Raw genomic sequence first — 24,743 nt, 5'->3', positions numbered from 1 at the left:
GCTTTCCTCTGCTTTATCTGCCTTATCTGTCTTGACTGCTCTATCCGAACCTGCGCAGCGCGTCGAGCGCGAGACCCGCGCCGATGCTGCCGAACAGGTCGCCCTCGACCTTGCGGGCGCGCGGCAGCAGGGCCGCGATGCGTTCGCGCAGCAGCGCCACGCCGCTCGAACCGCCAGTAAAGAAGACCGTGTCGACCGCGTCCGGGTCCACGCCCGCTTCACTGAACAGGCGCGTGACGGTGGCGCCGACCTGGTCGACCAGGCCGGCGATCGCCGCCTCGAACTGTTCACGCGTGACCAGCAGCTGCTCGGGCGGCGACAGGCGGTCGAGATCCATCGTCACCTCCGGGCTGGCCGACAGCCCGATCTTGGCCGCTTCCACCTGGATCGCCAGCCAGTGGCCGGCACGCTCGTCGATCAGCTTCTGCAGCCGGATCAGCTTGGCCGGCTCCTTCGCGTCGCGCACCAGGTCGGCCAGCTGGGCGATGCTCTTGCGCGTATAGGCCTGGTTGATCGTGTGCCAGGTGGCGAGGTTGAAGTAATAACTGGACGGGATCGCGGCGCCGGACAACATGGTGGAGCCGTGCCCGAGCAGCGGCATCACGCTCGCCAGGCTCAGGTATTTGTCGAAATCGGTGCCGCCGATGTGCACGCCGCCGTTGGCGAGGATGTCCTCGCGCCGCTCGACGCGCCCGGCGCGATCGGGGCCGAGCCGCACCAGCGAGAAGTCCGAGGTGCCGCCGCCGATGTCGGCGATCAGGACCAGCTCTTCGCTCTCGATGCGCGACTCGTAATCGAAAGCGGCGGCGATGGGCTCGTACTGGAAGGCGACTTCGCGGAAACCCACCGAATGCGCGACTTCCTCGAGCGTATCCTGGGCGCGGCGGTCCGCGTCCGGATCGTCGTCGATGAAGTAGACAGGGCGGCCGAACACGGCGCTCTCGAAAGTCCGCCCGGCCTGCCCCTCGGCGCGACGCTTGACCTCGCCGATGAACTGCCCGAGCAGGGCCTTGAACGGCAGCGCGCGGCCGGCGACCTCGGTCTGGCCGTCGATCAGGCTGGTGCCGAGCAGGCTTTTCAGGGAGCGCATCAGGCGCCCTTCGTAGCCTTCGAGGTATTCGGCCAGCGCCGCGCGGCCATAGGTGACCTGCTCGTCGTCGGCATTGAAGAACACCACCGACGGCAGGGTCGCCTTGCCCTCTTCCAGGGTGAGCAGCGCCTGGCCGGCGGCGGAAAAACTGTCGCCGGCAAGCCAGCCGACGGTGGAATTGGACGTGCCGAAGTCAACGCCGCAAGCGCGCGCCATACGAACCTTTATTACGAACGGATATCTTTGGAGGGGCGCAATGTTAGCAGATATGGCGCGCTGCCGGACGACCGGGCGTGGCGTTTTTCGCTCCTGTGGCAAACTTGCCTAGGCAAGCGGTCAATCTTGTTCTCACCACCACACCGGCAGGCATGGACGCATCCACAGGCACCGAGACCCCTGCATCGGCCGAATGGCTGATGAAGCGCAATTGCTCCCTGAGCCCGCGCCAGGCACTGCTGGTCTACGCCCTGCTCTGCGCGGCCACACTCGGCATCGCGTTCGTGTTCACCCTCCGGGGCGCCTGGATGGTGCTCGCCTTTGCCCTGGTCGAGGCCGCCGCCGTGGGCGCCGCCCTGCTCCACTACAGCCGCCACGCCCTCGACCACGAACGGGTCCGCCTGGAAGATGGCTGGCTGCTGGTCGAACGTGCCGACGGCACGCGACGGCAGGCCGTGCGCCTCGACCCTTCGCACGCGCGCGTGAGCCTGCCGGACGCCGGCATGCGCACCCTGGTCCGCATCGAAGCGCGTGGCGTACAGGTCGAGGTCGGACGTTTTCTGACACCTTCCGCACGGCTCGAATTGGTGCGCGCCCTGCGGCAAGCCCTGCGCGGTGCCTCTCTCCTCTATCCGGGCCCGGCTGGCTCCCTGTAAGCAAGCTCTTACACAAGCACGGCAACGCTACCGATATGGGGCACTGGCCCCACCCCGGATAATCCCCATATTAACTCCGTGACAACGGAGCTGAGCATTTTTGCAACGCACAACCATTAGGATTACATGAGCAACATTCAACCGGCCGGCGCCGTCGTGGTGCACGGTGGCGTCGGATCGTCGACGGACAACGAAGACGGCTGCGTACTGGCGGCGCGCCGCGCCCTCGGTCAGCTGGAAGTCAACGGCGACGCGCTCGACGCCGCCATCACCGCGGTCGCCACCCTGGAAGACGACGGCCGCTTCAATGCCGGCAGCGGGTCCTCGCTCGGCCTGGACGGCGCCACCATCGAGATGGATGCCTCGATCATGGACACCCGCGGCCGCCTCGGCACGGTGGCCTGCGTGCGCGACGTGAAGAACCCGGTGCGCCTGGCCCGCGCCATCGCCGACACGCCGCACGTGATGCTGGCCGGCGAAGGCGCCCAGCAATTCGCGCGCAGCCTCGGCATGCCCGGAAGCGATCCGGTCTCCGACCACCAGCGCAGCGAACATCGGCAGATCATGAAGGAACTGGCCGGCTCGGTACCCCTCATGCCTGGCATCGACAACCGCCTGTTCGACCGCTTCTGGAATTACAAGACCCCGCTGCAGCTGCCGGCGTCGAAAGCCTGCGACACGGTCGGCGCCGTGGTGCGCGGACCTGACGGCCACTTCGCCGTGGCCTGTTCCACCGGCGGCTCGGCGCCCTGCCTGCTGGGCCGCGTCGGCGACAGCCCCATCATCGGCAGCGGCTTCTACTGCGGCTCGCTGGGCGCCATCGCGGCCACCGGCATCGGCGAACACATCATCCGCCACCTGCTGGCGCGCACCGTCTACGGCTGGCTGGAGCACGGCATGACGCTGGAAGAAGCGCTGCGGCGCGGCGTCGACCTGTTCGACAAGGATGTCGACATCGGCCTGATCGGCGTGACAAAGACCGAAGCCGGCGCCTACGCCAACAAAGCCATGCCCCACTCCAGGATGACCCAACGATGAGCGACACCGACAAACAGCAGCAGTACGGCCACCTCGTGATCATCGGCGGCCACGAAGACCGCAAGCGAGAAATGGAGATCCTGACGCGCTTCGTCGAACTGTCGGGGGGCGCGGACGCCAACATCGTCGTGCTCACCGCGGCCAGCACGATTCCCGACGATATGTGGAGCATCTACGACGAAGCCTTCGGCAACCTCGGCGTGACCCGCCGCAGCCACCTGGAACTGACCAGCCGCCAGGACGCCAACAGCGAGGAATTCGTGCGCCAGATCGATGAAGCCACCGGCATCTTCATGACCGGCGGCGACCAGAAACGCCTGCTGGCCCTGATCGGCGGCAGCGCCCTGGACGCGGCGATGCACGTTGCGCTGAAAACCCGCGGCGCCACCATCGGCGGCACCAGCGCGGGGGCGTCAGCCATGTCCGGCCACATGCTGGCGCAGGGCCGCGCCGAGACGCTTCCCGAAAAGGGTTCGGTGAGCCTGGGCGCGGGCCTGGGCTTCCTGCACCGCGTCGTGATCGACCAGCACTTTTCGGAACGCCAGCGCCTCTCCCGCCTCCTGACCGTGGTGGCACAGAACCCGTATTTGCAGGGCATCGGCATCGACGAGGACACCGCCCTCGTGGTCGCGCCGGGCCGCGGCATCGAAGTGCTCGGCGCCGGCGCCGTCACCATCGTCGACGGCCGCACCATGATCACCAACGTGGCCGACATCAAGGACCGCGACACCCCGGAGCTGATCGACGTGCGCCTGCACCTGCTCCCGGCCGGTTCGAGCTACCAGCTGCCTTCCGTCTCGCACGAAGCCGGCAAGGGCCTGCCGCCGCCGCTGCTCGATTTTTTGGAAAATGTAACGAAACGGAACCCGATCCAATGAAACTCAAGGAAAAACGCCTGCTGCGCGGCCCCAACCTGTATGCCGACAGCCCCTGTCTGATGGCAGTCGTCGACGACGCCGCAACCAAGTCCCCGGGGTTCGCCGCCCGCCTGTTCGCCCTGCTGCCCGACCTGCCGCCGGACGCCGCCGTGCGCCTCGCCGACGAAGCCCTACTGGTCGAAGCCCTCGAACCGGTCGTGATGGAGCTGCAGCGCCTGGCCGGCGCACCGGGCACCGCCGGGGCCACCCTGGCTGTCCCTGGCGCGCCGCGCGTGCGCCGCGTGGTGTGCGGCTATGCGATCGAGCAGCTCGTCGTGCAAGCACTGCAGACCGGCCTGGAACTGGTGCGCGCCGTCGCCGAGGACCGCCCCTTCGACCTGCTTGATGCCGTCGCGCAGCTGCACGAGCTGGCCGAACGCCATGCGATCGGCACCAGTACCGGCGCCGTGGTCCAGGCCGCGATCCGGCGCGGCATTCCGGCGCAGCGCCTGACCGAAGAAGCGAATCTGTTCCAGCTCGGCTGGGGCAGCCGCCAGAAGCGCCTGCAGGCCACCATCACCGGCGCCACCAATTCCATCGCCGTCGGCATTGCCAGCGACAAGCAGCTGACCAAGACCTTGCTCGAGCAGGCCGGCGTGCCGGTCCCGGGCGGCGCCACCGTGACTTCCGAGGCCGAGGCGCTGCGCGTGGCGCGGCGCCTGCGTGGCCCCGCCTGCATCAAGCCGCTCGACGCCAACCAGGGCAAGGGCGTGACCACCAACTGCGCGACGCCGGAAGAAGTGGCGCGCGCCTTCGCCCATGCGAAGAAATACGGCCGCCACGTGATCGTCGAGGAACACCTGGCGGGACGCGACTACCGCGTGCTCGTCACCGGCAGGAAGATCGCCGCCGCCTCCTGGCGCCGCCCGCCCTGCGTGACGGGCGACGGCTACAAGACCATCCGCGAGCTGGTCGAGATCGAGAACCGCAATCCTGCGCGCGGCGAAGGCCACACCAATATCCTCACGAAGATCCCGATGGATGCGCTGGCCGAAGAGACTCTCGCCAAGCAGGGCTACGGCTTCGATACCGTGCTGGCGGCTGGCGTCAGCGCCGACCTGCGCGGCAACGCGAACCTGTCCACCGGCGGCACCGCCGAGGACGTGACCGACCTGCTGCCGGAAGAAACCCGCGACATCTGCATCCGCGCCGCCGCCACGGTCGGCCTGGACATCGCCGGCATCGACATCGTCTGCCAGGACATCGCCAAACCCTTGCGCGAACAGCAGGGCGGCATCATCGAGGTGAACGCCGCGCCCGGCATCCGCATGCACCAGTATCCGAGCCGCGGCACCCCGCGCGACGCCGGCGCCGCCATCGTCGACGCCCTGTTCGGCGACTGCGACGGCCGCATCCCGACGGTGGCCATCACCGGCACCAACGGCAAGACCACCACCTCCCTGCTCATCGCCCACGCCACCCGCACGGCGGGCCTGCGCACCGGCGTGACGACGACCGAAGGCGTCTTCGTGGACGGCACGCTCACGATGAAGGGCGACTGCACCGGCTACCATTCGGCGCGCAGCATCCTGTCCGACCCCGGCGTCGACTTCGCCGTGCTGGAAACGGCGCGCGGCGGCATCCTCAAGCGCGGCCTGGCCTACGACCGCGTGGACGTGTCGGTGGTGCTGAACGTCTCGAGCGACCACCTGAGCCTGGACGGCGTCGAGACCCTGGACGACCTGGCCAGGGTGAAAGCCGTGGTCGCGCAGCGCGCCTCGCGCGCAGTCGTGCTCAATGCCGAGGACGACTACTGCGTGTCGATGGCCGCCAGCCTGCGCGATGGCGTGGAAGTCATCTACTTCTCGCTCGACGCCGACAATCCGACCCTGCTGCGCCACCTGGAGAATGGCGGGCGCGCCGTCTACCTGCAGGACATGACGCTGGTGCTGGCCAACGGCGCGCGCCACGAAGCGCTGCTCGACGCGCGCGAGATGCCGGTATCGCTGGGCGGCGCCGCGCGCTACAACATCGCCAACGCCCTGGCCGCCGCGGCCGCGCTGACGGCGCACGGCTTCGGTAACCAGGAGATCGCCGATGGCCTGCGCGGCTTCGTCTCGGATGCCAAGCACAACCCGATGCGCTCGAACGTGTTCGACGTGGACGGCGTGACGGTGATCGTCGACTACGCCCACAACTGCGCGGCGTATGCGGCCCTGGCCGAGAGCGCGCGCGCCATGAGCGCGGGCCGCCTGGTGGGGGTGGTGGCGGCGCCGGGCGACCGCCGCGACGCCGACCTGATCGACATCGGCCGTACCTGCGCCGCCGGCTTCGACGACCTGGTCGTGTTCGAGACCGAGAACCGCGGCCGCCCGGAGGGCGAAACCGCCTCGCTGCTGGTGCGCGGCGCCGAGCTGGGCAGGATTGCCCGGGACGCGCTCACCGTGGTGCTGGAATCGCACCGCGCGATCCAGCACGGCCTGTCGTTGTGCCGCCCCGGAGACGTGCTGGTCTTCGGCTGCGGCACGACGATCTCGGAACTCACCGATGCGCTGCGTCCGACCCGCCCGGAACTGGCGAGGAAGATTGAAGCGGAAGCCGTCTGAGCCCCTCTACTCCCGCCATGAACGCCCCGCTCGTCGGGGCGTTTCACTTAAGGACGTCTTAAAATCAGGATGCATATGTGTCTATAAGGTCAACTTCTTGCATTTCGTTACAAATTGATATTTCCTTCCTCCTGCTCAGCTGTTACCTTGCCGATTCGAAATTCGGTTCTTTGAAGGATTGGAAGGAAGACGCATGCGGAAATGGTTGGCTGTCCTGTTGTCGGGTTATGTAATTGCCGGCGTCGCTTGTGCGGCGGGCCCGGTGTCCGAGAACCGTCCCGTCGCGCCGCAAGCCTACGCAGGCCTGGGCATCGGCCTGGTCGACTACAGCGGCGGGGGCAGCAAGGCCAGCCCGAAACTCTTCGGCGGCTACGAATTCACCAACAAACTGGCCATCGAGGCCGGCGGTGTCGATTTCAAGAAGGGCTACGGTATGTACATCGCGGTCAAGCCGACCATTCCCCTGAGCGAGAAGCTGTCGGTTTACGGCAAGGTGGGCGTGGCCAAGAGCCGCCGCGAGATCGTGCTGCCCGCCGCGCCGGCGATCAAGAAGTCGGATACCGGCGCCTATGGCGCCTTCGGCCTGCAGTATTCGGTGACGCCGAACACCGCCATCACGGCCGAATACGAACGCTTCGGCAAGAAGAAGGACGCGGGCGCCAAGGAAGACGTGTGGACCCTGGCCCTGAAGTTCTTCTTCTGACATCTTCGGCCGGCCACGAGAAAAGCGGCCCGCGGGCCGCTTCGTCGTTTCAAGGGACTATTTTCAGACCTGTCCCGCCACCAGGTCCGCGCTCTCCGGGTCATTGACCCGCAGCGCATCCACGAAGACCTGCAGCGACGAGCCGCAGGCGAACACCAGCACGTCGCCCGGGCGGCACAGCGACAGCCCGTGGCGGATCGCCTCGCCCACCTCGATCACGCGGTGCAGCGTGTCACTGATGCCCGCCGCCTCTTCGGCGCCCTCGAGGATCAGGTCGACGGCCTCGCCGACCTCGCGGCCACGGCTCTGTGATTCGTACACCACCAACTCGTCGAAGCGCTCGCCGCAGACCCGCCCGACTTCCAGCAGGTCCTCGTCGCGGCGGTCGCCCGGCGCGGTGACGATGCCGACCAGCTGGCCCGGCAGCAGCGCCCGCGCCATCTCCGCCATCGCCTTGTAGGCCGCGGGGTTGTGGGCGTAATCGACGATCACGGTCACGCTGCGGATGTCGAACATATTCGTGCGCAGCGGGTTGGTGCGGCCGTTGGACACGAAGGTCGACAGGCCGGTGGCGATCTGCAGGTTGCTAAAGCCCGAGGCCATCAGCGCGGCCGCGGCGGCCAGGCTGTTGGCGATATTGAAGCGCGCGCGTCCGCCGAAGGCGACCGGCATGCTCTCCACGCGCACCAGTTCCTGGTGCAGGTTGCCGTCGGCAACCACTACCGCATTGTCCTGCAGGTAGACGCCGCGCCCGCCGTCTTCCAGGTGCTGCAGGAAGACCGGGTTCTCGGCATCCATCGAGAAATACACGACTTCGGTCTCGGGCTTCACGCGGCGCGACATCGCCACGCACAGCGGATCCTCGGCATTGAGCACCGCCACTTTCGAGGCCGACTGCGCGATCACGGCCTTCACCTGCGCCAGGTCCTCGACTGTGTCGACACCGTCCAGGCCCAGGTGGTCGGCGGCGATGTTCAGCACCACGCCCACGTCGCAGCGATCAAAAGCCAGGCCGCGCTTGAGGATGCCGCCGCGCGCCGTCTCCAGCACCGCGAATTCCACGTCGGGCGAGCCGAGCACGGTGCGCGCCGACCAGTAGCCGGTGCAGTCGCCCCTGGCCACCTGCTTGCCGTCGATGAAGACGCCTTCGGTGGTGGTCACGCCCGTCACCTTCCCCGCCAGGCGCACAGTGTGCGCGATGAGCAGGGTCGTGGTGGTCTTGCCGTTGGTGCCGGTGACGGCGATGGTCGGGATGCGCCCGTCCGAATCACCCATCAGGCCCTGCACGATGGCGTCGCCCGCATCGCGCGCTTCGCCACTGCTGGGATACTGGTGCATGCGGATGCCGGGCGCCGCGTTGACCTCGATGACGGCGCCGCGCTGGGCGTCGAGCGGCAGCGCGATGTCGCGGCAGACGATGTCGATGCCGGCCACGTCCAGTCCGATCTTGGCGGCCGCGCGCACGCACAGCAGGCGCGTCGATTCCGGCAGCAGGTCGGTCACGTCCTCGGCGGTGCCGCCGGTGGACAGGTTCGCATTGCCGCGCAGCTCGGCCATCACGCCCACCGGCGGGATGCTGTCGAAGTCGAAGCCCTGCTTGCGCAACATGTCCGCCGCATGGTCGTCGAGGGCGATCCTGGTGAGGATGTTGGCATGGCCGGCGCCGCGCGCCGGATTCTCGTTCTCGCGTTCGACCAGCGCACGTACGGTCGAGACGCCGTCGCCCACCACGTGGGCCGGGCGGCGGCAGGATGCCGCGGCGACCTTGCCGTTCGCCACCAGCACGCGGTAGTCGCGTCCCTCCACGAAGCGTTCGACGATGATCTTGCGGCCATATTCGCGGGCAAAAGCGAAGGCGCGCGCCACGTCTTCCGGCGTGCGGCAGTCGACCGTCACGCCCTTGCCCTGGTTGCCGTCCAGGGGTTTCACGGTACACGGCGCCTTCAGGCGCGCCGCGGCGCGCTGGGCTTCCTCGACCTTCGTGACGACCGAGCCTTCCGGCACCGGCACGCCCGCTTCCTTGAGCAGGGCCTTGGTCAGTTGCTTGTCGCTGGCGATCTTCACCGCGATGAAGCTGGTGTCGCCCGTGGTGGTGGCTTGCAAGCGCTTCTGTTTCGCACCCCAGCCGAGCAGGAAGAGATTGGCGTCCTCGGTGATGCGCTGGGTCGGGATGCCGCGCTCGTGGGCGGCAGCCAGGACAGCGGCGGTGCTGGTGCCGATGGCATGGCGGGCCGCGATCGAACGCAGGTCGCCGAGGCGCGGGGCGAGTTCGAAGGCTTCGCCATGGGCGAGCGCCGTAACCAGGTCGACGGCCAGCTCGAAGGCGGGCTGCACCAGCTTCTCGGACTGGTAGGCGACCACGATGCGGAACTGGCCCGGATGCCCCATCACGGGACGGGTGCGGCCGTAGCTCGCAGGGCTCCCGGCCAGGGTCTGCAGGTCGAGCGTCACCTGCTCGATCACGCGGCCAAGATAGGTGCCCTCGCGCAGGCGCTGGGCGAAGCCGCCGCGCTGGCCGCTGGGCAGCAGCTGGCCGTGCAGCGAGGGCAAGGCTTGCAACAGCGCCTCGTTGAAACCGGGGATGTCTTTCGACGAGCGTCCGTACAGGTCTTGCAGGTCGATCACACTGAGCAGGCAGGGTGAGTCGGCGTGGACGTTCGGTCCGCGCAGGAAGCGTTGTTCCAGGATTTGCACGAATAGATCCTTGTCGTCATTGTGGACGTGTCCCGGCGCGGGGGCCGGGGCACGCGAAAACCGCTTGCGGCCGTCCTCGAGCCCGTTCAGGCGTCGAACAGCCGGGTGACCATGCGGGTGGCCATCAGGCCCACCGCCGTATGGTGGATCTCGGGCGACATCAGGCCGCCCAGCAGCTCCATCGCTTCCTGCTTGCTGCCGCATGCCGCCACCTGCTCTTCCAGCAGGCGCAGCTCGTTGTCCTGCGTCTCCAGGCGCGGATGGCGCCGGATCAGGCCGCGCTCCGGAAAGTCGGCGCTGCGGTCGGCGTGCTGGCCGAGGTTGTCCAGGGTGCGCTGGCGTGCGCGCCAGGTCATGCTGCGGGCGCCCTCGGCACGGCTGCCGTCGGGCTTCGCGGTGATCCAGTCGCGCAGCACCTGCTGCTCGTAGGCGCTGAACACGCCGAACATCTCGGCCTTCTCGCCATGCACCAGGCGCCAGAAGCGGCTGTGCTCGACCTCTTCGCCGCGCTTGATCCAGCCGGCGTTCTCGAGCGCCGCCAGGAAGTCCGGAATGCGCGCCGGGTCCGTCAGCCAGTCGTTGACCGAGCGGCCCGCGACACGGCAGTAGTCCGAGTGCATGTTCTTGCCGACGCCGCTCTTGGCGGCGAGGATGTTCACCAGTTCGGCCTGGAGGTCGAACTCGGCGATCACCGAGGTGGTGCTGGCGCCCAGGTCGTTCAGGCGATAGCCGTCCAGCACGCGCCGGTAGAAGGCCTCGCGGTCGCCCACGCGCGGCATCAGCCCGGCAAGCGCCTGCACCGCCTTCTGGGCGTGGCCGCTGGCCGCATTGTCGACCGTGACGTGCAGGGTGAAGTAGTAAGGGTCGATCCCGAACTCGTTGAGCTCGTAGGACGTGATCAGGAGGTGCAGCGGCAACTGCTCGTAGCCGAGGTTGTAGCCGATGACTTCCGGCAGGAAGTGGTCGGCATTGTGGCCCAGGGCCAGCTGGATGGCGCCCTGCACGAAGTGGTTCTCGCCCAGGCTTTCCCAGCCGTCGCAGCCGTGGGTCGCCAGCAGCTTGCGGTAGATGGTGACGTGGTTCTTGTCGGGCACGCCTTCGCCCAGCTCCTCGAGGTAGGTCTTGATCAGCTCGTGGTAGGCCGGATTGTCCCAGTGCCTGAGCAGGCCATAGAGCCAGGCGCCGTCGACCAGCTTGGTTGGCGCCACCGCCTTGATGAAATAGAGCGCATGGGCGCGGCAGGAGAAATAGCGGCGCGGCGCGCCGTTCTTGCGTGCCGCGAGGTAGTCGCGATACTGGGCGCCGACGGCGTCGGTGCGTTCCTGGACCCAGGCCGGCAGTTCGGCGAGCGTCGGCGGCAGGTCGGCGGGCATGGCCTGCACGGCCGCGATCTGGTCGGCCACATAGGCGCGCGCCGCGTCGGGATTGGACTGCGGCGTTTCGTACAGCGAGAAATACAGTCGCTTGGCGCGCTCGCGGGTGGCGTACGCGCCTGCGGTGACGTGGCTGGCGGCGGTGGCCGCGCAAGCGTCGGCTAACAGCATCGAATTCATGTGTCTCGGCTTCTGTTGTTGGTGTCCTGGGACGATAAGCAACATTATCCGGGCTGGGCTATTGCCCGAGAATCGGCTCCGGCGCTGAGAGTATGTAAGAAAGGGATTACAAAGTTACAAAAGCTGGACAGCGTTTTACTTGCATCTCCTTCAAGACGGCGATTGCGTATCGACACCCCGCCGCACATCGTGCGCTTCCGCATCTCCTTTCGCCAGCGCCTCTTCCACCTTGTCCTTCTGCTTTTGCACCGTGTGCGGCGGCAGCGGCGGAATGTTCGGGTCGACCATCACTTCCAGCACGAAAGGACCGTCGGCGGACAAGGCCTGCTCCCAGGCGGCGCCGAGTTGTTCAGGATCGTCGACCCGCAAGCCATCCAGGCCCAGCAGGCGCGCATACGCGGCATAGGAGAAGTCGGGTAGCCGCTGGGACGCCTCGTACTTCGGCTCGCCCTGGTTGCCGCGCTGTTCCCAGGTCACGAAGTTGAGGTCGCGGTTGTTCAGCACCAGCACGACGAAAGTCGGATCGGACCAGCGCGCGCGGTGCCAGGCGATCGACATCAGGCCGTTGATGCCGTTCATCTGCATGGCGCCGTCGCCGGCCAGGGCGATCACGGGCCGGTCGGGGTGCGCCAGCTTGGCCGCCAGTGCATAGGGCACCGCGCAACCCATGGTGGCGAGGCCGCCCGACAGCGAGGCGAGCATGCCGCGCCGGATGCGCAGGTCGAGCGCATACCAGGCCGCGGCCGAACCGGAGTCGGCGGCGAGGATGACCTTGTCCGGCAGGCGCGGCGAGAGTTCGGTGAACACGCGCTGGGGATTGACAGGCTTGGCCGGCTCCATCGCTTTCTGCTGGAGCTCGCGCCAGCTCCGGTCGACCTTGCCCTCGATCGTTTCGCGCCAGCCGCGATCTTCCTTGCGCTGCAGGTGCGGGATCAGGGCGCGCAGTGTCGCCCTGGCGTCGCCCACCAGATTGGCTTCCATCGGATAGCGCAGGCTCAGCATGCGACCGTCGATATCGATCTGCACGCCGCGCGCCTGCCCTTCCGGCGGCAGGAATTCCGCGTAGGGGAAGCTCGATCCGACCATGAGCAGGGTGTCGCACTCCTGCATCATCTCGTTGCTGGCTCTGGTGCCGATGATGCCGATCGATCCTGTCACGAATGGCAGGTCGTCGGGCAGCACGGCCTTGCCGAGCAGGGCCTTCGCCACGCCGGCGCCGAGCAGTTCGGCGACCTCGATCAATTCGTCCTGGGCGCCGTGGGCGCCGGCCCCGGCCAGGATCGCGACCTTCCGGCCCGCGTTCAGGATGGAGGCGGTCTCGACCAGCGCGTCCTCGGGCGGCACCTGGGCCCTTCTTGCCGCGCCGACGCCGGAAAAGGTCGAGCCGTGTTCGCGCGGCGGCGTGGGCATGGCCTCCTCTTCCTGCAGGTCGTTCGGGATAATGATGCAGGTGACGCAGCGCTCGCTCTGCGCAATGCGCACGGCGCGGTCGACCAGGTGGCGCAGCTGCTCGCTGGTCGCCGCCATCTGCACGTACTCGCCGGCCACGTCCTTGAACAGGGCCATCAGGTCGATCTCCTGCTGGTAGCTGGCGCCGAGCGCGCTGCGCTGTTGCTGGCCGACGATGGCGACCACCGGCTGGTGGTCGAGCTTGGCATCGTAGAGGCCGTTCAACAGATGGACCGCGCCCGGCCCCGACGTGGCCAGGCAGACCCCGACCTCACCGGTGAACTTGGCGTGGGCGCAGGCCATGAAGGCCGCCATTTCCTCGTGCCGCGTCTGGATGAATTCGAGTGCAGCGTCTCCGCCATCACGCCGGCCAAAGGCGGCCATGATGCCGTTGATGCCGTCGCCGGGGTAGCCGAATATGCGGCGCACGCCCCACTGGTGGAGGCGCTCGAGCAGGAAGTCGCCGACGGTCGCCATGGCGTCCCCTCAGGCCTGGCCGGCGCCGGGAATGAGCTCGACCTTGAGCCAGCCGGGACGGCGCGCGTCGAACGCCTTGTAGGCGTCGATCACACCTTCCAGCTTCTCCTGCTGCGTGATGATGCTGGTCGGATCCACGGTGCCGCTCCGTACCAGGTCGATCAGGTGGGGAATGTACTTGCGGTGGTTGCAGTTGCCCATCCGGATCGTGATGTTCTTGTTCATCGCCTTGCCGATCGGGAAGGAGGTATCGTCGGGCGGATAGACGCCGATGATGGACAGGGTTCCCGCCTTGGCCAGGGCGGCGATCGCCCACTGCTGGGCCTGGGAAGGCGCCTGCCCCGGACGCCAGTTCTCGCCGTCCGGATGCTGCACCGGCGCCACCGCCTGCACTTCCTTCTCGAACCCGGCGGCCTGCTCCTTTGCCTGCTTCGCGGCCGGACCGTGGTGCGGGCATTCCGCGTCCACGCCCACCGCGTCGATGGCGCAATCGGCGCCGATGCCGCCGGTCAGGTCCTGGATCGCCTGGACCGGATCTTCCTCGTCGAAGTTGACGACCTCGGCCCCCTGGCGGCGCGCCATGTCGAGGCGGTCCGGCAGATTATCGACCGCCAGCACCCGGCCAGCCCCCCATCAGCTTGGCGGAAGCGATGGCGAACTGCCCCACCGGGCCGCAGCCGAAGACCACGACCGTATGGCCGGGCTTGATATTGGCAAGGTCGGCGCCGAAGTAAGCGGTCGGGAAGATGTCGGACAGCAGGATCGCCTGGTCGTCGCTCACCTCGTCCGGCAGCTTCACCAGGTTGATGCTCGCAAAAGGCACGCGCGCCTTTTCCGCCTGCAGGCCATTGAAGGGGCCGGTGGCTTTCGGTCCGCCATAGAAGGCCGTCCCGGCGCCCGGACCGTTGGGATTCGCGTTGTCGCACTGCGAATAATGGCCGGCGCGGCAGTAGGAGCAGTAGCCACAGGCGATCGTCGAGGGAATGACCACGCGGTCGCCGACCGACAGGTTACGCACGTTCTCGCCGAGCTGCTCCACGACGCCGACGGCCTCGTGGCCGAGAATGGTGCCCTGTTGCATGCCGCTGAAGGTGCCGCGTACGAAATGCAGGTCGGTCCCGCAGATCGCGCTTGCCGTGATGCGCACGATTGCGTCGTTCGGGCTTTCGATGCGGGGTTCGGGCACCTCGTCCAGGCGGATATCGCCCACGTCATGAAATACAACGGCTTTCATCGCTTCTCCTCGCCAGGCTGTGTCGGGAACCCGCTCGCCGGTGGGCGGCGCGGGCATGGAAGGGACAGCCTAAGGAGTCCGGCAGGACGGCACCGTGCGTTGCCTCGCATAGCGCGCGGCAACACGAAGCACGTGCGGGCGGAAAGCGATCAGGGCAGCGCGCCCAGCGACAGGTCGCCCACCAGGCCGCCGCCGGACAGCCGTACCGGCACCGCGCCGCGCGAGAGCATGCGCGCGATCGCGCGGTCGCCATCGCCCGGCGTGACCTCCACCGCGCGCGTGCCCTCGAGGGCGAGCAGGATCTCGAAGCCGGCGTCGATGCCGTCGAGGACGGTATTGAGCACGCAATAGTCGGTGGCCAGGCCGCACACCGTCACGCGCTTGACGCCGTCGGCCAGCATGCTGCGCGCCAGGCCCGTGCCGTTGAAGGCGGAATAGGCGTCTTCCTGCGAGGTGGCGGCCTTCGAGATCACGATGGCGTCCTGCGGGAGCTTGAGTGCCTGCGAGAACGCGGCGCCCGGGGTGTCGGCCACGCAGTGCGGCGGCCAGGGCCCGCCCTGGGCGGCGAAGGAGCAGTGGTCATCCGGGTGCCAGTCGCGCGAGGCATACACCGGCAGGCCGCGGCTGCTGTACAGCGCGATGAGCGTGTTGATCGGGTCGATCACGAGATCGCCCTGGGGCACGCCCAGGCTGCCGCCCGGCAGGAAGTCGTTCTGCAGGTCGACGATCAGGAGGGCATCGCCCTTGCCGAGCACGATGGCGCTCATGGAAAACTCCCCGTATCCGATGGAAACACAAGCTTACCATGCCGGCCATGAAACGACAGCGCCCGCCCCTCTTGCAAGGGGCGGGCGCCGGGTCAGGACGCTGCCTCAGGCAGCGTCGTTGCAGCTCAGGCCTGCGGCTGGTTCAGCAGCGAGCGCTGGCGGGCATACATGAAGTACACCACCAGGCCGATCGCCAGCCAGATGATGAAGGCCACCCAGGTGTGCCAGCTCAGGAAGGACATCAGGGCCAGGCAGAAGATCACGGCCAGGGCCGGGATCACCGGCACGCCGGGGCAGCGGAAGGCGCGGTGCAGTTCCGGACGCTTCTTGCGCAGGATGATCACGGCCACCGAGACCAGCGAGAAGGCAGCCAGGGTGCCGATGTTGACCAGCTCGGCCAGCACGTCCAGCGGAACCACGGCGGCGATCAGGCCGAACACGATGCCGACCATCCAGGTGGCGAAGTACGGCGTGCCGTATTTCGGATGCACTTCCGACAGCTTGGCCGGCAGCAGCCCGTCGCGCGACATGGCGAACAGGATGCGGGTCTGGCCGTAGGCCATCACCAGCATCACGGTGCTCATGCCCAGGATCGCGGCCAGGTCGACGAAGCCGGCGACCCAGTCCTGGCCGGCGTACTGCAGCGCCAGCGAGACCGGGTGGTCGACGCCCTTGAAGTTCGGGAAGGGAACGATGCCGGTCATGATGGCGGCGACGATCACGTAGAGCACGGTGCAGACGGCCAGCGAGCCGATGATGCCGATCGGGAGGTCCTTCGACGGGTTCTTGACTTCCTCGGCGGCCGAGGTGACGGCGTCGAAGCCGATGAAGGCGAAGAACACCAGGGCGGCGGCGCTCATCACGCTGCCGAAGCCGAATGGCATGAAGGGAGTCCAGTTGTCCGGCTTGACGTAGTTCATGCCGACCACGATGAACAGGACCACGACGCCGGTCTTGATGATGACCATGATGTTGTTCAGGCGGGCCGATTCGCGCACGCCCATCGACAGGATCCAGGTCAGGAAGATCATGATCAGGAAGGCCGGCAGGTTGAACATCGTGGCCACGCCCGGCTGGGCGCCCGGAGCCGCGCGCAGCGCTTCCGGCAGCACGACGCCGATGCCCTTGAGCAGCGACTGGAAATAGCCCGACCAGCCCACGGCGACCGTCGAGGTGGCCAGGCCGTATTCGAGCAGCAGGTCCCAGCCGATCATCCAGGCGACCAGCTCGCCCAGGGTGAAGTAGCTGTAGGTATAGATCGAGCCGGCGACCGGCACGCTGGAGGCGAATTCGGCGTAGCAGAGCGCGGCGAAGCCGCAAGCCAGTGCGGCGATGACGAAGGAGAGGGTCAGGGCCGGGCCGGCAGTCACGGCGCCTGTGCCGGTGAGCACGAAGATCCCGGTACCGATGATGGCGCCGATGCCCATGAGGACGAGGTCGAACGGGCCCAGTACTTTCTTGAGGCCGCCCGGCTTCTGGGCCGCCGCTACCATCGTATCGAGGTTTTTGGTTCTGAAAAGACTCACTGCTGGTTCTCCAATCAAAAATAGTATGGCTGCCGCGTCTCGTGGGCGCTGTTGTGTGCCGCCGGCAATGGGCCTGTGAGCCGCCTGCCAGGCTGGAACCGACCTGGCTGCGCCTGCCGGCCCGTGTGCGGGTGTAACATTATCACCAGAAAGTTGTTTGGAATCAAAGTAAAGTGATGAAAGTCGAATAATTCCTGTGTTTTATTCAAAAAACCACGCCGTTGCGCCGCGGTGACGTAAAGACCCAAGCAGTTTCCCTACAGGCTTGATTTCCGCAAATCAACAGAACATAATCGTCCAGTGACAGCATTCCGCTGCAACGTCCCGCAGCGCTTCCGCTGCCCACTCTTCCTTCCGCCGGCCACACCATGCGCCCTTTACTGCCAGCCACACCAGGATCCCGGACCCTGCGCAAGGCCGCCTCGCTGGCGCTTTCGCTGGCGCTGGCTTCCGCCTGGGCGACGGCAGGCGGGACGCCGGCGACCGGCACGGTAACGGCCGAGCTGCGCCTGCGCGAACTCGGCCAGATGGCGGAACGCAACAATGCAAAAGCCCGCAGCCTGCTGCTCCAGGAAGGCGCCAGCTTCGGCCCGGCTACCCCTTACCCTGTCCTGATTTCCTACCTGCGCCTGCTGCGCCGTTCCCATAGCGACGCCGGCCAGATGCGCGATGCGTATGCGGTCGACGAGCGCATGATCGCCCTGGCTGCCGCACAGCACGACGCGGCCAACCTGGCGCTTGCCAGCCTGGGGCGCGTGTACAAGCGCCTCAACGACAACGATCCGGCCGCCGCGATGGCGTTGCTGGAAACCCTGGTCGGCCAGCACCGCCCGCTCGGCAACATCGAATTCGAGACGAATGCCGAAATCGCCTACGGTGCAATCTACAACATCATGGGCCAGCACGACCGCGCCCTCAGCCACTATTTGCGCGGCCTCGAACTGGTCCAGCGGCATCCCGAGATGTGGAGCCCGCGCGAAGCCGACGTGCGCCTGGCGCTGGCCCGGCTCTACGTCAATGGCGGCAATGCCGCCAAGGCCCTGGAAACCACTGCCGCCTACCGCGAAGCGCGCGCCGGCCGCAAGGACCAGGAGGCGATGACGCCCCGGGTCGAGGCGGCGATGCATTTCATGGACGGACGCGCCTATGTCGCACTGAAACAGTTGCCGCAAGCGCATGGCGCCTTCAACCGGGCGCTGGAGCTGGCGCGCAGGCACGAGCTGCGCTCGCTGCAAGGCAATATTCTTGGCAATATTGCCGACGCCTGGTTGAAGGAACACCGCTACGTGGAGGCCGAGCGCGCCGCGCGCGCATCGATTCCAATCGCCGAGGAAGTGCAGGACCAGAGCGTGATCCAGATGGCCTGGGCCAACCTGGGCTTCGCCCTGTTCGGACAAGGCAAGATGCAGGAGGGGACGGTCTACATCGAGCGAGTTGCCGCCGACCTGCGCAAGGCCGGCGCCATGCCGACCGTCTCCGCCCTGCTCGACGAGCAGGCCGCGGCGCTGGAGAAAGCCGGCCTGTACCGGCAGGCGCTGCAGACCGTGCGCGAGCGCGAGAAGATCCAGGAGTCGCTCGCCGTCGAGCGCCGGGACAAGGCGTTTGCGGCCCTGCAGGAACAGTTCAATGCCAAGCAGCGCGCGGCCCAGATCGAGCGCCTGCGCCACGAGAATGCCGCCAAGGACACCGAGATCCGCAACCGCAAGCTGCGTTCCTGGCTGGCGACGGCCGGCGCCCTGCTCGCCTTCGGGCTGGCGGCGGTGGTGTTCGTGCTGTACCGGAAATCGCAGGCCACCAGCCGCCGCCTGGCGGAACTGAACGCGGAACTGGCCTACCATTCGGCCCACGATCCGCTCACCGGCCTGTACAACCGCCGTTCCTTCGTCGACCGCATGCGCGAGACCGACGCGCCGTCGGGCGGCTGCTTCACCCTGCTCGACATCGACCACTTCAAGCGCATCAACGACCAGTACGGCCATGCCGCCGGCGATGCGGTGCTGGTCGAGGTCGGCCGCCGCCTGAACGAGACGGTGCGCGAGTCGGACATGGTGCTGCGCTGGGGCGGCGAGGAGTTCCTGGTGTACTCGCAGGGCGTGACCCAGGCCCAGCGCCCGCTGCTGGTCCAGCGCATCCTGAACGCGATCGCGGCCGCCCCCGTGGTGCTGGACGACGGCACCACCTTGCAGGTCAGCGCCACCGCGGGCGCGGTCTCGCTGCCCCTGGTGTCGAACGCGGCGCTCGGCTGGGAACAGGCGATCGCGCTGGCCGACCGCGCCCTCTACAAGGGCAAGGAAGCGGGCCGCAACCGCGGCTTCATCGTCGAGGACCTGGCGCCCGTAGCGCCGGGCGCCGGCAATGCCGAACCCGGCCTGCGCCTGCAGATGGTCCTGCCCGACATGTACTGGCAGCCGGCGCAATAAGACCCGGCCGGGTCGCGCGCCTTCTTCAGGTATCCAGCGGCGCGCGGCGCCGCGCGATGGTCACCACCGCCTGCACCAGCGCGGCCGGACGCAGCGGCTTGGCCATGAATTCATCGAAGCCTGCTTCCAGCGCGCGCTGCTGGTCTTCGCGCCGCGAGAACGCCGTCAGGGCGATCGCCGGCACGCCGGCCAGCTGCCTGTCGCGCAGGCCGCGCACCCGGCGAATCAGCTCGAAGCCGTCCATCAGGGGCATGCCGATATCGCTGATCAGGATGTCCGGCCTGTCGCGCGGCATCGCACGCAGCGCCTCCTGGCCGCTGGTGGCCGCGACGATGCGCGCGCCGGTCTCGGACAGCACCTGCTGCACCAGTTCCAGCGAATCCCTTTCGTCTTCCACCACCAGCACCGTGACGCCGGCCAGCTCGCCGCCTGCCTGGTCCGCATCCTCGGACACGGCCGGCGTACCCGGGGCCGGCACGCCGGCGGGGCCTTGCGCAACGGTTTCCTCGGCCTGGCGGATCGGCAGGTGCAGGGTGAAGGTCGCGCCGCGCCCCGCGCCGGCGCTGGCCACGGTGATCGTGCCGCCCTGCAGTTCGACCAGCTGGCGCGCGATCGACAGGCCCAGGCCCAGGCCGCCGTGGCGGCGCGAGGACGAGGAATCGGCCTGGCGAAAGCGGTCGAAGACGAAGGGCAGGAAGTCGGGATCGATGCCGGCGCCGGAGTCGGCGACGTCGATCGCCACCTCGCCGCCTTCGCGGCGCACGCTGACGAGGACCCTGCCGCCGCCGTCGGTGAACTTGATCGCGTTCGACACCAGATTGCTCATCACCTGCTGCATGCGGGCGGGATCGCCCAGCACGGGGCCGGCGTCGTAGTCGACTTCGGCGGACAGGTGGATGCCCTTGCTCATGGCCGCCGGGCGCGCCGTCTCGAGGGCCGCGTTGACGAATTCCGCCGGCGTCACCGCACGCGCCTCGACCCGCACCTTGCCGGCCATCAGGCGGCTCATGTCGAGCATGTCCTCGATCAGCTGCGACTGCGCGCGCGCATTGCGCTCGATGGTTTCCAGGCCGCGGCGCAGCATCGCCTCGTCGCGCGCGCCCTGCAGCAGCAGCTGGGACCAGCCCAGCATCGCATTGAGCGGGGTGCGCAGCTCGTGCGAGAGGGTGGCGAGGAATTCGTCCTTGAGCTGGCTGATGTTCTCGGCCTCCACGCGCGCCTTCTGCTCGCGCAGGTAAAGCGCCTGGCGTTCGGCTGCGGTTTCCAGCGAGGCGGCCAGGGTACGGGTGCGCATCTCCAGGCGGGTGTCGAAGATCGCCGCCAGCAGCGCGATCGTGAGCACCGCACAGGTTGCCACCGCCACCAGGATCGCCAGGTAGTCCTGGTCGACGCCGCCGGCCGCCGCGCGGCACACGCTGCCCGCCTCGAAGTGGGCGGCGGCCATGCCGGTATAGTGCATGCCGGCGATGGCGGCGCCCATGACCACGGCCGCGCCCAGCTGCAGCAGGCGCGGGTGCAGCAGGTTTTCGTTGAGGCGGAAGGCGATCCACAGCGCGCCGGCCGAGGCGCCGATGGCGATCGCCACCGAGGCCAGGAACAGCCAGGGGTCGTAGGTGATGGCCGGGTCCATGCGCATGCCGGCCATGCCGGTGTAGTGCATGGCGTTGATGCCCAGGCCCATCAGCAGCGCGCCCCAGGCCAGGTGTCGTCCGCCGATCTCGCGGTGCCTCACCTGCCACAGGGCCAGGCCCGACACCACCACCGGCAGCAGCCAGGACACGAAGGTGATCGCGGGATCGTAGGCGAGCGGAATGGGCAGGCGGAAGGCCAGCATGCCGATGAAGTGCATGGCCCAGATGCCGCTGCCCATGGCAAAGGCGCCGCCGGCCATCCAGGCGTGCGGAGCCAGGCCCTGGGTCGCCTTGACGCGCATGGCCAGGCTCAGCGTCGTATAGGAGGCGAACATCGCGACCAGGATCGAGAGGAGCACCAGCGAGGGTTCGTAATGGCCGATCAGCATAGGAGTGGGAATCGCGTTTCCATTCTTGTCCGCACCAGCGCACTGGCAGCCTGGCATGCCGAGTGTACACGAGCCGGCCGGCTGGGGGCGCTATCGGTTCTGGGAGGTCGGTTCACCAGAGCAACGACGGTGCAGCTGGACTTTCTCTTCTGCAATTTTACACGGGTCAGGCGTACTTGCGGGCGCGCTGCAGGCCCAGGATCGGACTGCGCCCTCAGGCAGGGTCGCCATAGGCCACGACCCGGTCGCGGCCGCCGCGCTTGGCCGCGTACAGGGCCTTGTCGGCCGCCTCGATCAGGGCGGCCGGTTCAGTCAGGCCGTCCCTGTCGCATGCGGCGACGCCGATGCTCAGGGTGACGTGGGGCCGCGCGGCGGCCGGCGCATGCGGCAGGTTCAGGGAAGCGACGTGGGCGCGGATCGCGTTGGCGTGGGCACGGGCCTGTTCGAGCGTGGTGTCGGGCAGGATCGCCGCGAACTCCTCGCCGCCGTAGCGCGCCGCGACGTCGGCCGGGCGCTTGAGCATGGCGGCCAGGGCCTGGGCGACGGTCGTCAGGCAGGCGTCGCCATCCTGGTGGCCGAAGTGGTCGTTGTAGGCCTTGAAAGAGTCGATGTCCATCAGCAGCAGCGACAGGGCGCCGCCGTTGCGCTGGGCGCGCCGCAGCTCCCGGTCGAGCGCCACGTCGAAATGGCGGCGGTTGGCGATGCCCGTGAGTCCATCCACGTAGGAGCGCGCGCGCAGCGACTCGGCGTGGTCGAGCAGGCGCCGTTCGCGGTCGACCGCGTTGCTGACGTCGCGGATCTCGACCAGGCAGTAGCGCTCCCCGCCTTCGCTGAAAGGGATCACGGCGACCGCCTGGTCGATGCGGGCGCCGTCGAAGCTGCCCGCCTCGCGCAAGGGAAACGGCGAGCGGCCCTGGGAGGCAGGGACGGTCGCTGATATATTGTCAGTGAGAGCAGCCAGCACGGCGGCCTCCACGCGCGAGCCGCGCAGTTCCGGGAACACGTCGAGCAGCGCCCGCCCCTGCACCCGCGCCGCAGAATAGCCCGAACGCGGCACCATCCAGCCATTCCACAGGACGATCTCCTGGGCGGCGTCGAGCACCACGAGGCCGCAATTGACGAGGTTGACGGCGCGCGCCAGCACGGCGCCGCCCGGTTCAGGCTTGGTATTCATCCAGTGAAACTAGTGTCAGAAAGAAACGAACGGATCATACCCGAGATTGCCGGCGCCGGGTCCGCCGCCCGCCGGGAGGACCATCCCAAAAGATGTATTGTCAAAAAGCGGGCCGGTGTGATTTTTCGTGAGCCTTGGAGCCCACCTTTCCGATTACGATCGAGGCCTTGGTGCGGCACTCGGGCAAACAGCCGGCCGCAAGCGGGTAACGAAACGTGTGAACGAAGGGAAGTACGACATGGCGGGCAAGATGATGGATGGAGAACTGGGCATGGATCTGGCGCCGGAGACGACCGCGCAGAACGCCGGCTGGCCGGCCGCGCCGCACGAGCTGCGCCGCCTGCGCATCCGCAAGCGCGAGAGCCAGGAGAAGTTCTGGAGCCGATTCGGCGTCACCCAGTCGAGTGGCAGCCGCTTCGAAACCGGCGTCATGATCCCGCCGCCGGTCGCGATCCTGCTGCGCCTCTATGTCAGCGGCGCCCTCAAGGACGACGACCTGCACGGCTGATGGCGCCTGCACGCCCCACCATGCGTGGGGCGCGAAGGTACTTTCGCTTCTCCCATTTTTCGGAAGAAAACTTTCGGGAATCTACGCTTTTCCCGAATGGCTCAGATGCTTTATTCTTTCCCATCGTAAAATACGGCAAACCTGCCGTCGCTAGCGATCATCGAATAAGGTATTGGACCATGAAGCGCCTCTTCCACCCCGCCGCACCTGTTCCCCGCCGTCCTGTCGCCGCTTGCTTGCGCGGCTGAACGAGGACAGGCCCAGGATGCGCGCTTCTTCCTATGTACTGCCGGTGGCCTTCGCCATCGCCCTCGGGCTGCTGCTGCAGCATTTCCTCGGTTCCCTCGCCTGGGCCGGCCTGCTGGCCGTGATCACCTGGCCGCTGCACGAGCGCCTCCAGGCGCGCGGCCTGCCGCGCATGGCCAGCGCCAGCGTGATGCTGCTGCTGCTGATCGTCGGCTTCTTCGGTCCCTCGCTGCTGCTGGTCAAGGCCCTGGGCAACGAACTGGTCGGCCTGCAGCACCTGCTGGCCCGCCTCAACGAGGTCGGCATCGCACCGCCAGGCTGGCTGTCCTCGCTGCCGGTGGTCGCGGAGCGCGTCCTCGCCTGGTGGGAGGAACACCTTGCCGTCCCGGGCGGCCTGAACGCGCTGATCCAGACCACGCTGGGCGACGTGATGCCCCAGCTGACCGGCGCCGCGCGCCTGTGGGGCTCGGCCATCCTGGCCAATGCCCTCTACCTCTTCCTCACCCTGCTGACCCTGTTCATCCTGTACCTGCACGGCCCCACCGTGGTGCGCTACGTGGACGGCGCCGGCGCGCGCCTGCTCCCCAACCACTACGGCAGGCTACGCGCCATTCTTCCGCTGTCGGTGCGCGGAACTGCGCTCGGCCTGTGCTCGATCGCCGTGCTGGAGGGCATCGTGCTGGGCGTGGCCTACGCCATCGCGGGCGCGCCGGCGCCGGCCCTGCTGGGCGTGCTCACCGGCTACCTGGCCCTGATCCCGGGCGGCGCGCCGCTGTCCTTCACCATGGTCTCGCTGCTGCTGCTCGGCCAGGGCAATCCGGGCGCGGCCCTGGGCCTGTTCACCTGGGGCGCGGTGGAGCTCTTCATGGTCGACAAGTTCATCCGCCCGAAGCTGATCGGCCACCGGGTCAACCTGCCCTTCCTCGCGGTGCTGTTCGGCCTGCTGGGCGGCGTGTCGACCCTGGGCGTGATCGGCCTCTTCGTGGGTCCGTTCATGATGGCGGTGCTGTTTGGCTGGCTGCGCGATGGGCAGGCGGCGAAGTAAGGCTTGACGGCTGCGCCGCGCGCGCAGCCTCCAACCCCGACAATGCAAAAGGCGCTGTCACCGTTCAGTGTGGGCTCGCCCTGCTGAACACGCCCAGCGCCGCAGATAGCAGCCGTTCGGCCGTCTTGATGCGCCGACCGTCGAGCGCCCATTGCCAGCCAAGATAGTTCGGCAGATATCGTGACGCCACTCCATTGAACCGCGCCAGCCACTGGCGGAAACGGCGGTGATAGGCGTTCACGTTCTGCACGTGTACGGCGCCGCGCACTCTTTCGCCGCTACTGACGTTCACAGCCTCGTGCGATATTCCGGCTCCCAGGGCAAATGATCTGTAGGCAGGGTAGGCGTCCGTGACCAGCAGCACGTCCCGGTCGAGCACCGGCAGCAGGTGCCGGCGCAGCTGGGCTGCGGTCACCTTGCCACGTCCGGTCACGCAATCAATTGTTCCGCCAGTCCGATCGCGT

The 24,743-nt window shown here is 67.8% G+C and carries 17 protein-coding genes and 1 pseudogene; 8 read left to right on the top strand and 10 right to left on the bottom strand.

Going from position 1 to position 24,743, the window contains the following annotated elements:
• Nucleotides 1–40: 40 nt before the first annotated feature.
• Nucleotides 41–1,306 (bottom strand): Hsp70 family protein, encoded by a 1,266-nt coding sequence (locus tag NX780_RS19355; protein WP_258829519.1) that lies wholly within the window; start codon nt 1,304–1,306, stop codon nt 41–43.
• 152 nt (nt 1,307–1,458) lie between these two features.
• On the opposite strand from NX780_RS19355, the gene NX780_RS19350 reads away from it, so the two are divergent.
• From NX780_RS19350 to NX780_RS19330, 5 genes are all read left to right on the top strand, one after another.
• Nucleotides 1,459–1,962 (top strand): DUF2244 domain-containing protein, encoded by a 504-nt coding sequence (locus tag NX780_RS19350; RefSeq protein ID WP_258829518.1) that lies wholly within the window; start codon nt 1,459–1,461, stop codon nt 1,960–1,962.
• Nucleotides 1,963–2,088: 126 nt separating this feature from the next.
• Nucleotides 2,089–3,000: an isoaspartyl peptidase/L-asparaginase gene (locus NX780_RS19345; RefSeq protein WP_258829517.1), complete on the top strand. Its 912-nt coding sequence runs from the start codon at nt 2,089–2,091 to the stop codon at nt 2,998–3,000.
• Nucleotides 2,997–3,878 (top strand): cyanophycinase, encoded by an 882-nt coding sequence (locus NX780_RS19340; protein WP_258829516.1) that lies wholly within the window; start codon nt 2,997–2,999, stop codon nt 3,876–3,878. Before NX780_RS19345 ends, NX780_RS19340 begins: the two co-directional genes overlap by 4 nt.
• Nucleotides 3,875–6,463, top strand: a complete 2,589-nt coding sequence (cphA, locus tag NX780_RS19335; protein WP_258829515.1) for a cyanophycin synthetase — start codon at nt 3,875–3,877, stop codon at nt 6,461–6,463. The genes NX780_RS19340 and cphA (NX780_RS19335) overlap by 4 nt, the downstream gene beginning before the upstream one ends.
• Nucleotides 6,464–6,656: 193 nt before the next feature.
• A complete protein-coding gene (locus NX780_RS19330) occupies nt 6,657–7,166 on the top strand; it encodes an outer membrane beta-barrel protein (protein ID WP_258829514.1) in 510 nt (169 codons plus the stop codon).
• Nucleotides 7,167–7,229: 63 nt separating this feature from the next.
• Here the strand turns inward: NX780_RS19330 and cphA (NX780_RS19325) are convergent, their stop codons facing one another.
• The 6 genes and pseudogenes from cphA (NX780_RS19325) to bcaP all read right to left on the bottom strand — a co-directional run bounded on the left by cphA (NX780_RS19325) (nt 7,230) and on the right by bcaP (nt 16,866).
• Nucleotides 7,230–9,860 carry a cyanophycin synthetase gene (gene cphA, locus NX780_RS19325; protein WP_258829513.1) on the bottom strand — a complete coding sequence of 877 codons (2,631 nt, stop codon included), beginning with the start codon at nt 9,858–9,860 and terminating at the stop codon, nt 7,230–7,232.
• Between the two features lie 86 nt (nt 9,861–9,946).
• Nucleotides 9,947–11,413: an iron-containing redox enzyme family protein gene (locus NX780_RS19320; RefSeq protein ID WP_258829512.1), complete on the bottom strand. Its 1,467-nt coding sequence runs from the start codon at nt 11,411–11,413 to the stop codon at nt 9,947–9,949.
• Nucleotides 11,414–11,563: 150 nt separating this feature from the next.
• On the bottom strand, nt 11,564–13,339 hold the full coding sequence (locus tag NX780_RS19315) for a thiamine pyrophosphate-requiring protein (protein ID WP_258829511.1): 1,776 nt from the start codon (nt 13,337–13,339) through the stop codon (nt 11,564–11,566).
• Between the two features lie 9 nt (nt 13,340–13,348).
• Nucleotides 13,349–14,573 (bottom strand): annotated as a pseudogene (locus tag NX780_RS19310) (zinc-dependent alcohol dehydrogenase).
• Nucleotides 14,574–14,722: 149 nt separating this feature from the next.
• On the bottom strand, nt 14,723–15,340 hold the full coding sequence (locus NX780_RS19305) for an isochorismatase family protein (protein ID WP_258829510.1): 618 nt from the start codon (nt 15,338–15,340) through the stop codon (nt 14,723–14,725).
• Between the two features lie 125 nt (nt 15,341–15,465).
• Entirely contained in the window at nt 15,466–16,866 is a 1,401-nt protein-coding gene (bcaP, locus tag NX780_RS19300; RefSeq protein ID WP_370663629.1) for a branched-chain amino acid transporter BcaP, read from the bottom strand.
• Between the two features lie 368 nt (nt 16,867–17,234).
• On the opposite strand from bcaP, the gene NX780_RS19295 reads away from it, so the two are divergent.
• A complete protein-coding gene (locus NX780_RS19295) occupies nt 17,235–19,286 on the top strand; it encodes a tetratricopeptide repeat-containing diguanylate cyclase (RefSeq protein ID WP_258829509.1) in 2,052 nt (683 codons plus the stop codon).
• Nucleotides 19,287–19,311: 25 nt separating this feature from the next.
• On the opposite strand, the gene NX780_RS19290 is transcribed toward NX780_RS19295, so the two are convergent.
• Together NX780_RS19290 and NX780_RS19285 are read right to left on the bottom strand one after the other, a co-directional pair.
• Nucleotides 19,312–21,306: an MHYT domain-containing protein gene (locus NX780_RS19290; RefSeq protein ID WP_258829508.1), complete on the bottom strand. Its 1,995-nt coding sequence runs from the start codon at nt 21,304–21,306 to the stop codon at nt 19,312–19,314.
• A 214-nt stretch (nt 21,307–21,520) separates the two neighbouring features.
• A complete protein-coding gene (locus tag NX780_RS19285) occupies nt 21,521–22,480 on the bottom strand; it encodes a diguanylate cyclase (RefSeq protein ID WP_258829507.1) in 960 nt (319 codons plus the stop codon).
• Nucleotides 22,481–22,718: 238 nt separating this feature from the next.
• Here NX780_RS19285 and NX780_RS19280 point away from each other — a divergent pair, with 238 nt between their 5' ends.
• Nucleotides 22,719–22,988, top strand: a complete 270-nt coding sequence (locus NX780_RS19280; RefSeq protein ID WP_370663630.1) for a helix-turn-helix domain-containing protein — start codon at nt 22,719–22,721, stop codon at nt 22,986–22,988.
• 265 nt (nt 22,989–23,253) lie between these two features.
• Entirely contained in the window at nt 23,254–24,279 is a 1,026-nt protein-coding gene (locus NX780_RS19275; protein ID WP_258829506.1) for an AI-2E family transporter, read from the top strand.
• Nucleotides 24,280–24,343: 64 nt separating this feature from the next.
• Here the strand turns inward: NX780_RS19275 and NX780_RS19270 are convergent.
• On the bottom strand, nt 24,344–24,743 hold a 400-nt coding region (locus NX780_RS19270; protein WP_258829505.1), incomplete at its 5' end, for an IS1595 family transposase.

It is taken from the genome of Massilia agri, assembly GCF_024753255.1.
Classification (GTDB): Bacteria; Pseudomonadota; Gammaproteobacteria; order Burkholderiales; family Burkholderiaceae_D; genus Telluria; species Telluria agri.
Note: the sequence above shows the minus strand (reverse complement) of the source record. Positions and strands in the feature narration are given on the sequence as shown.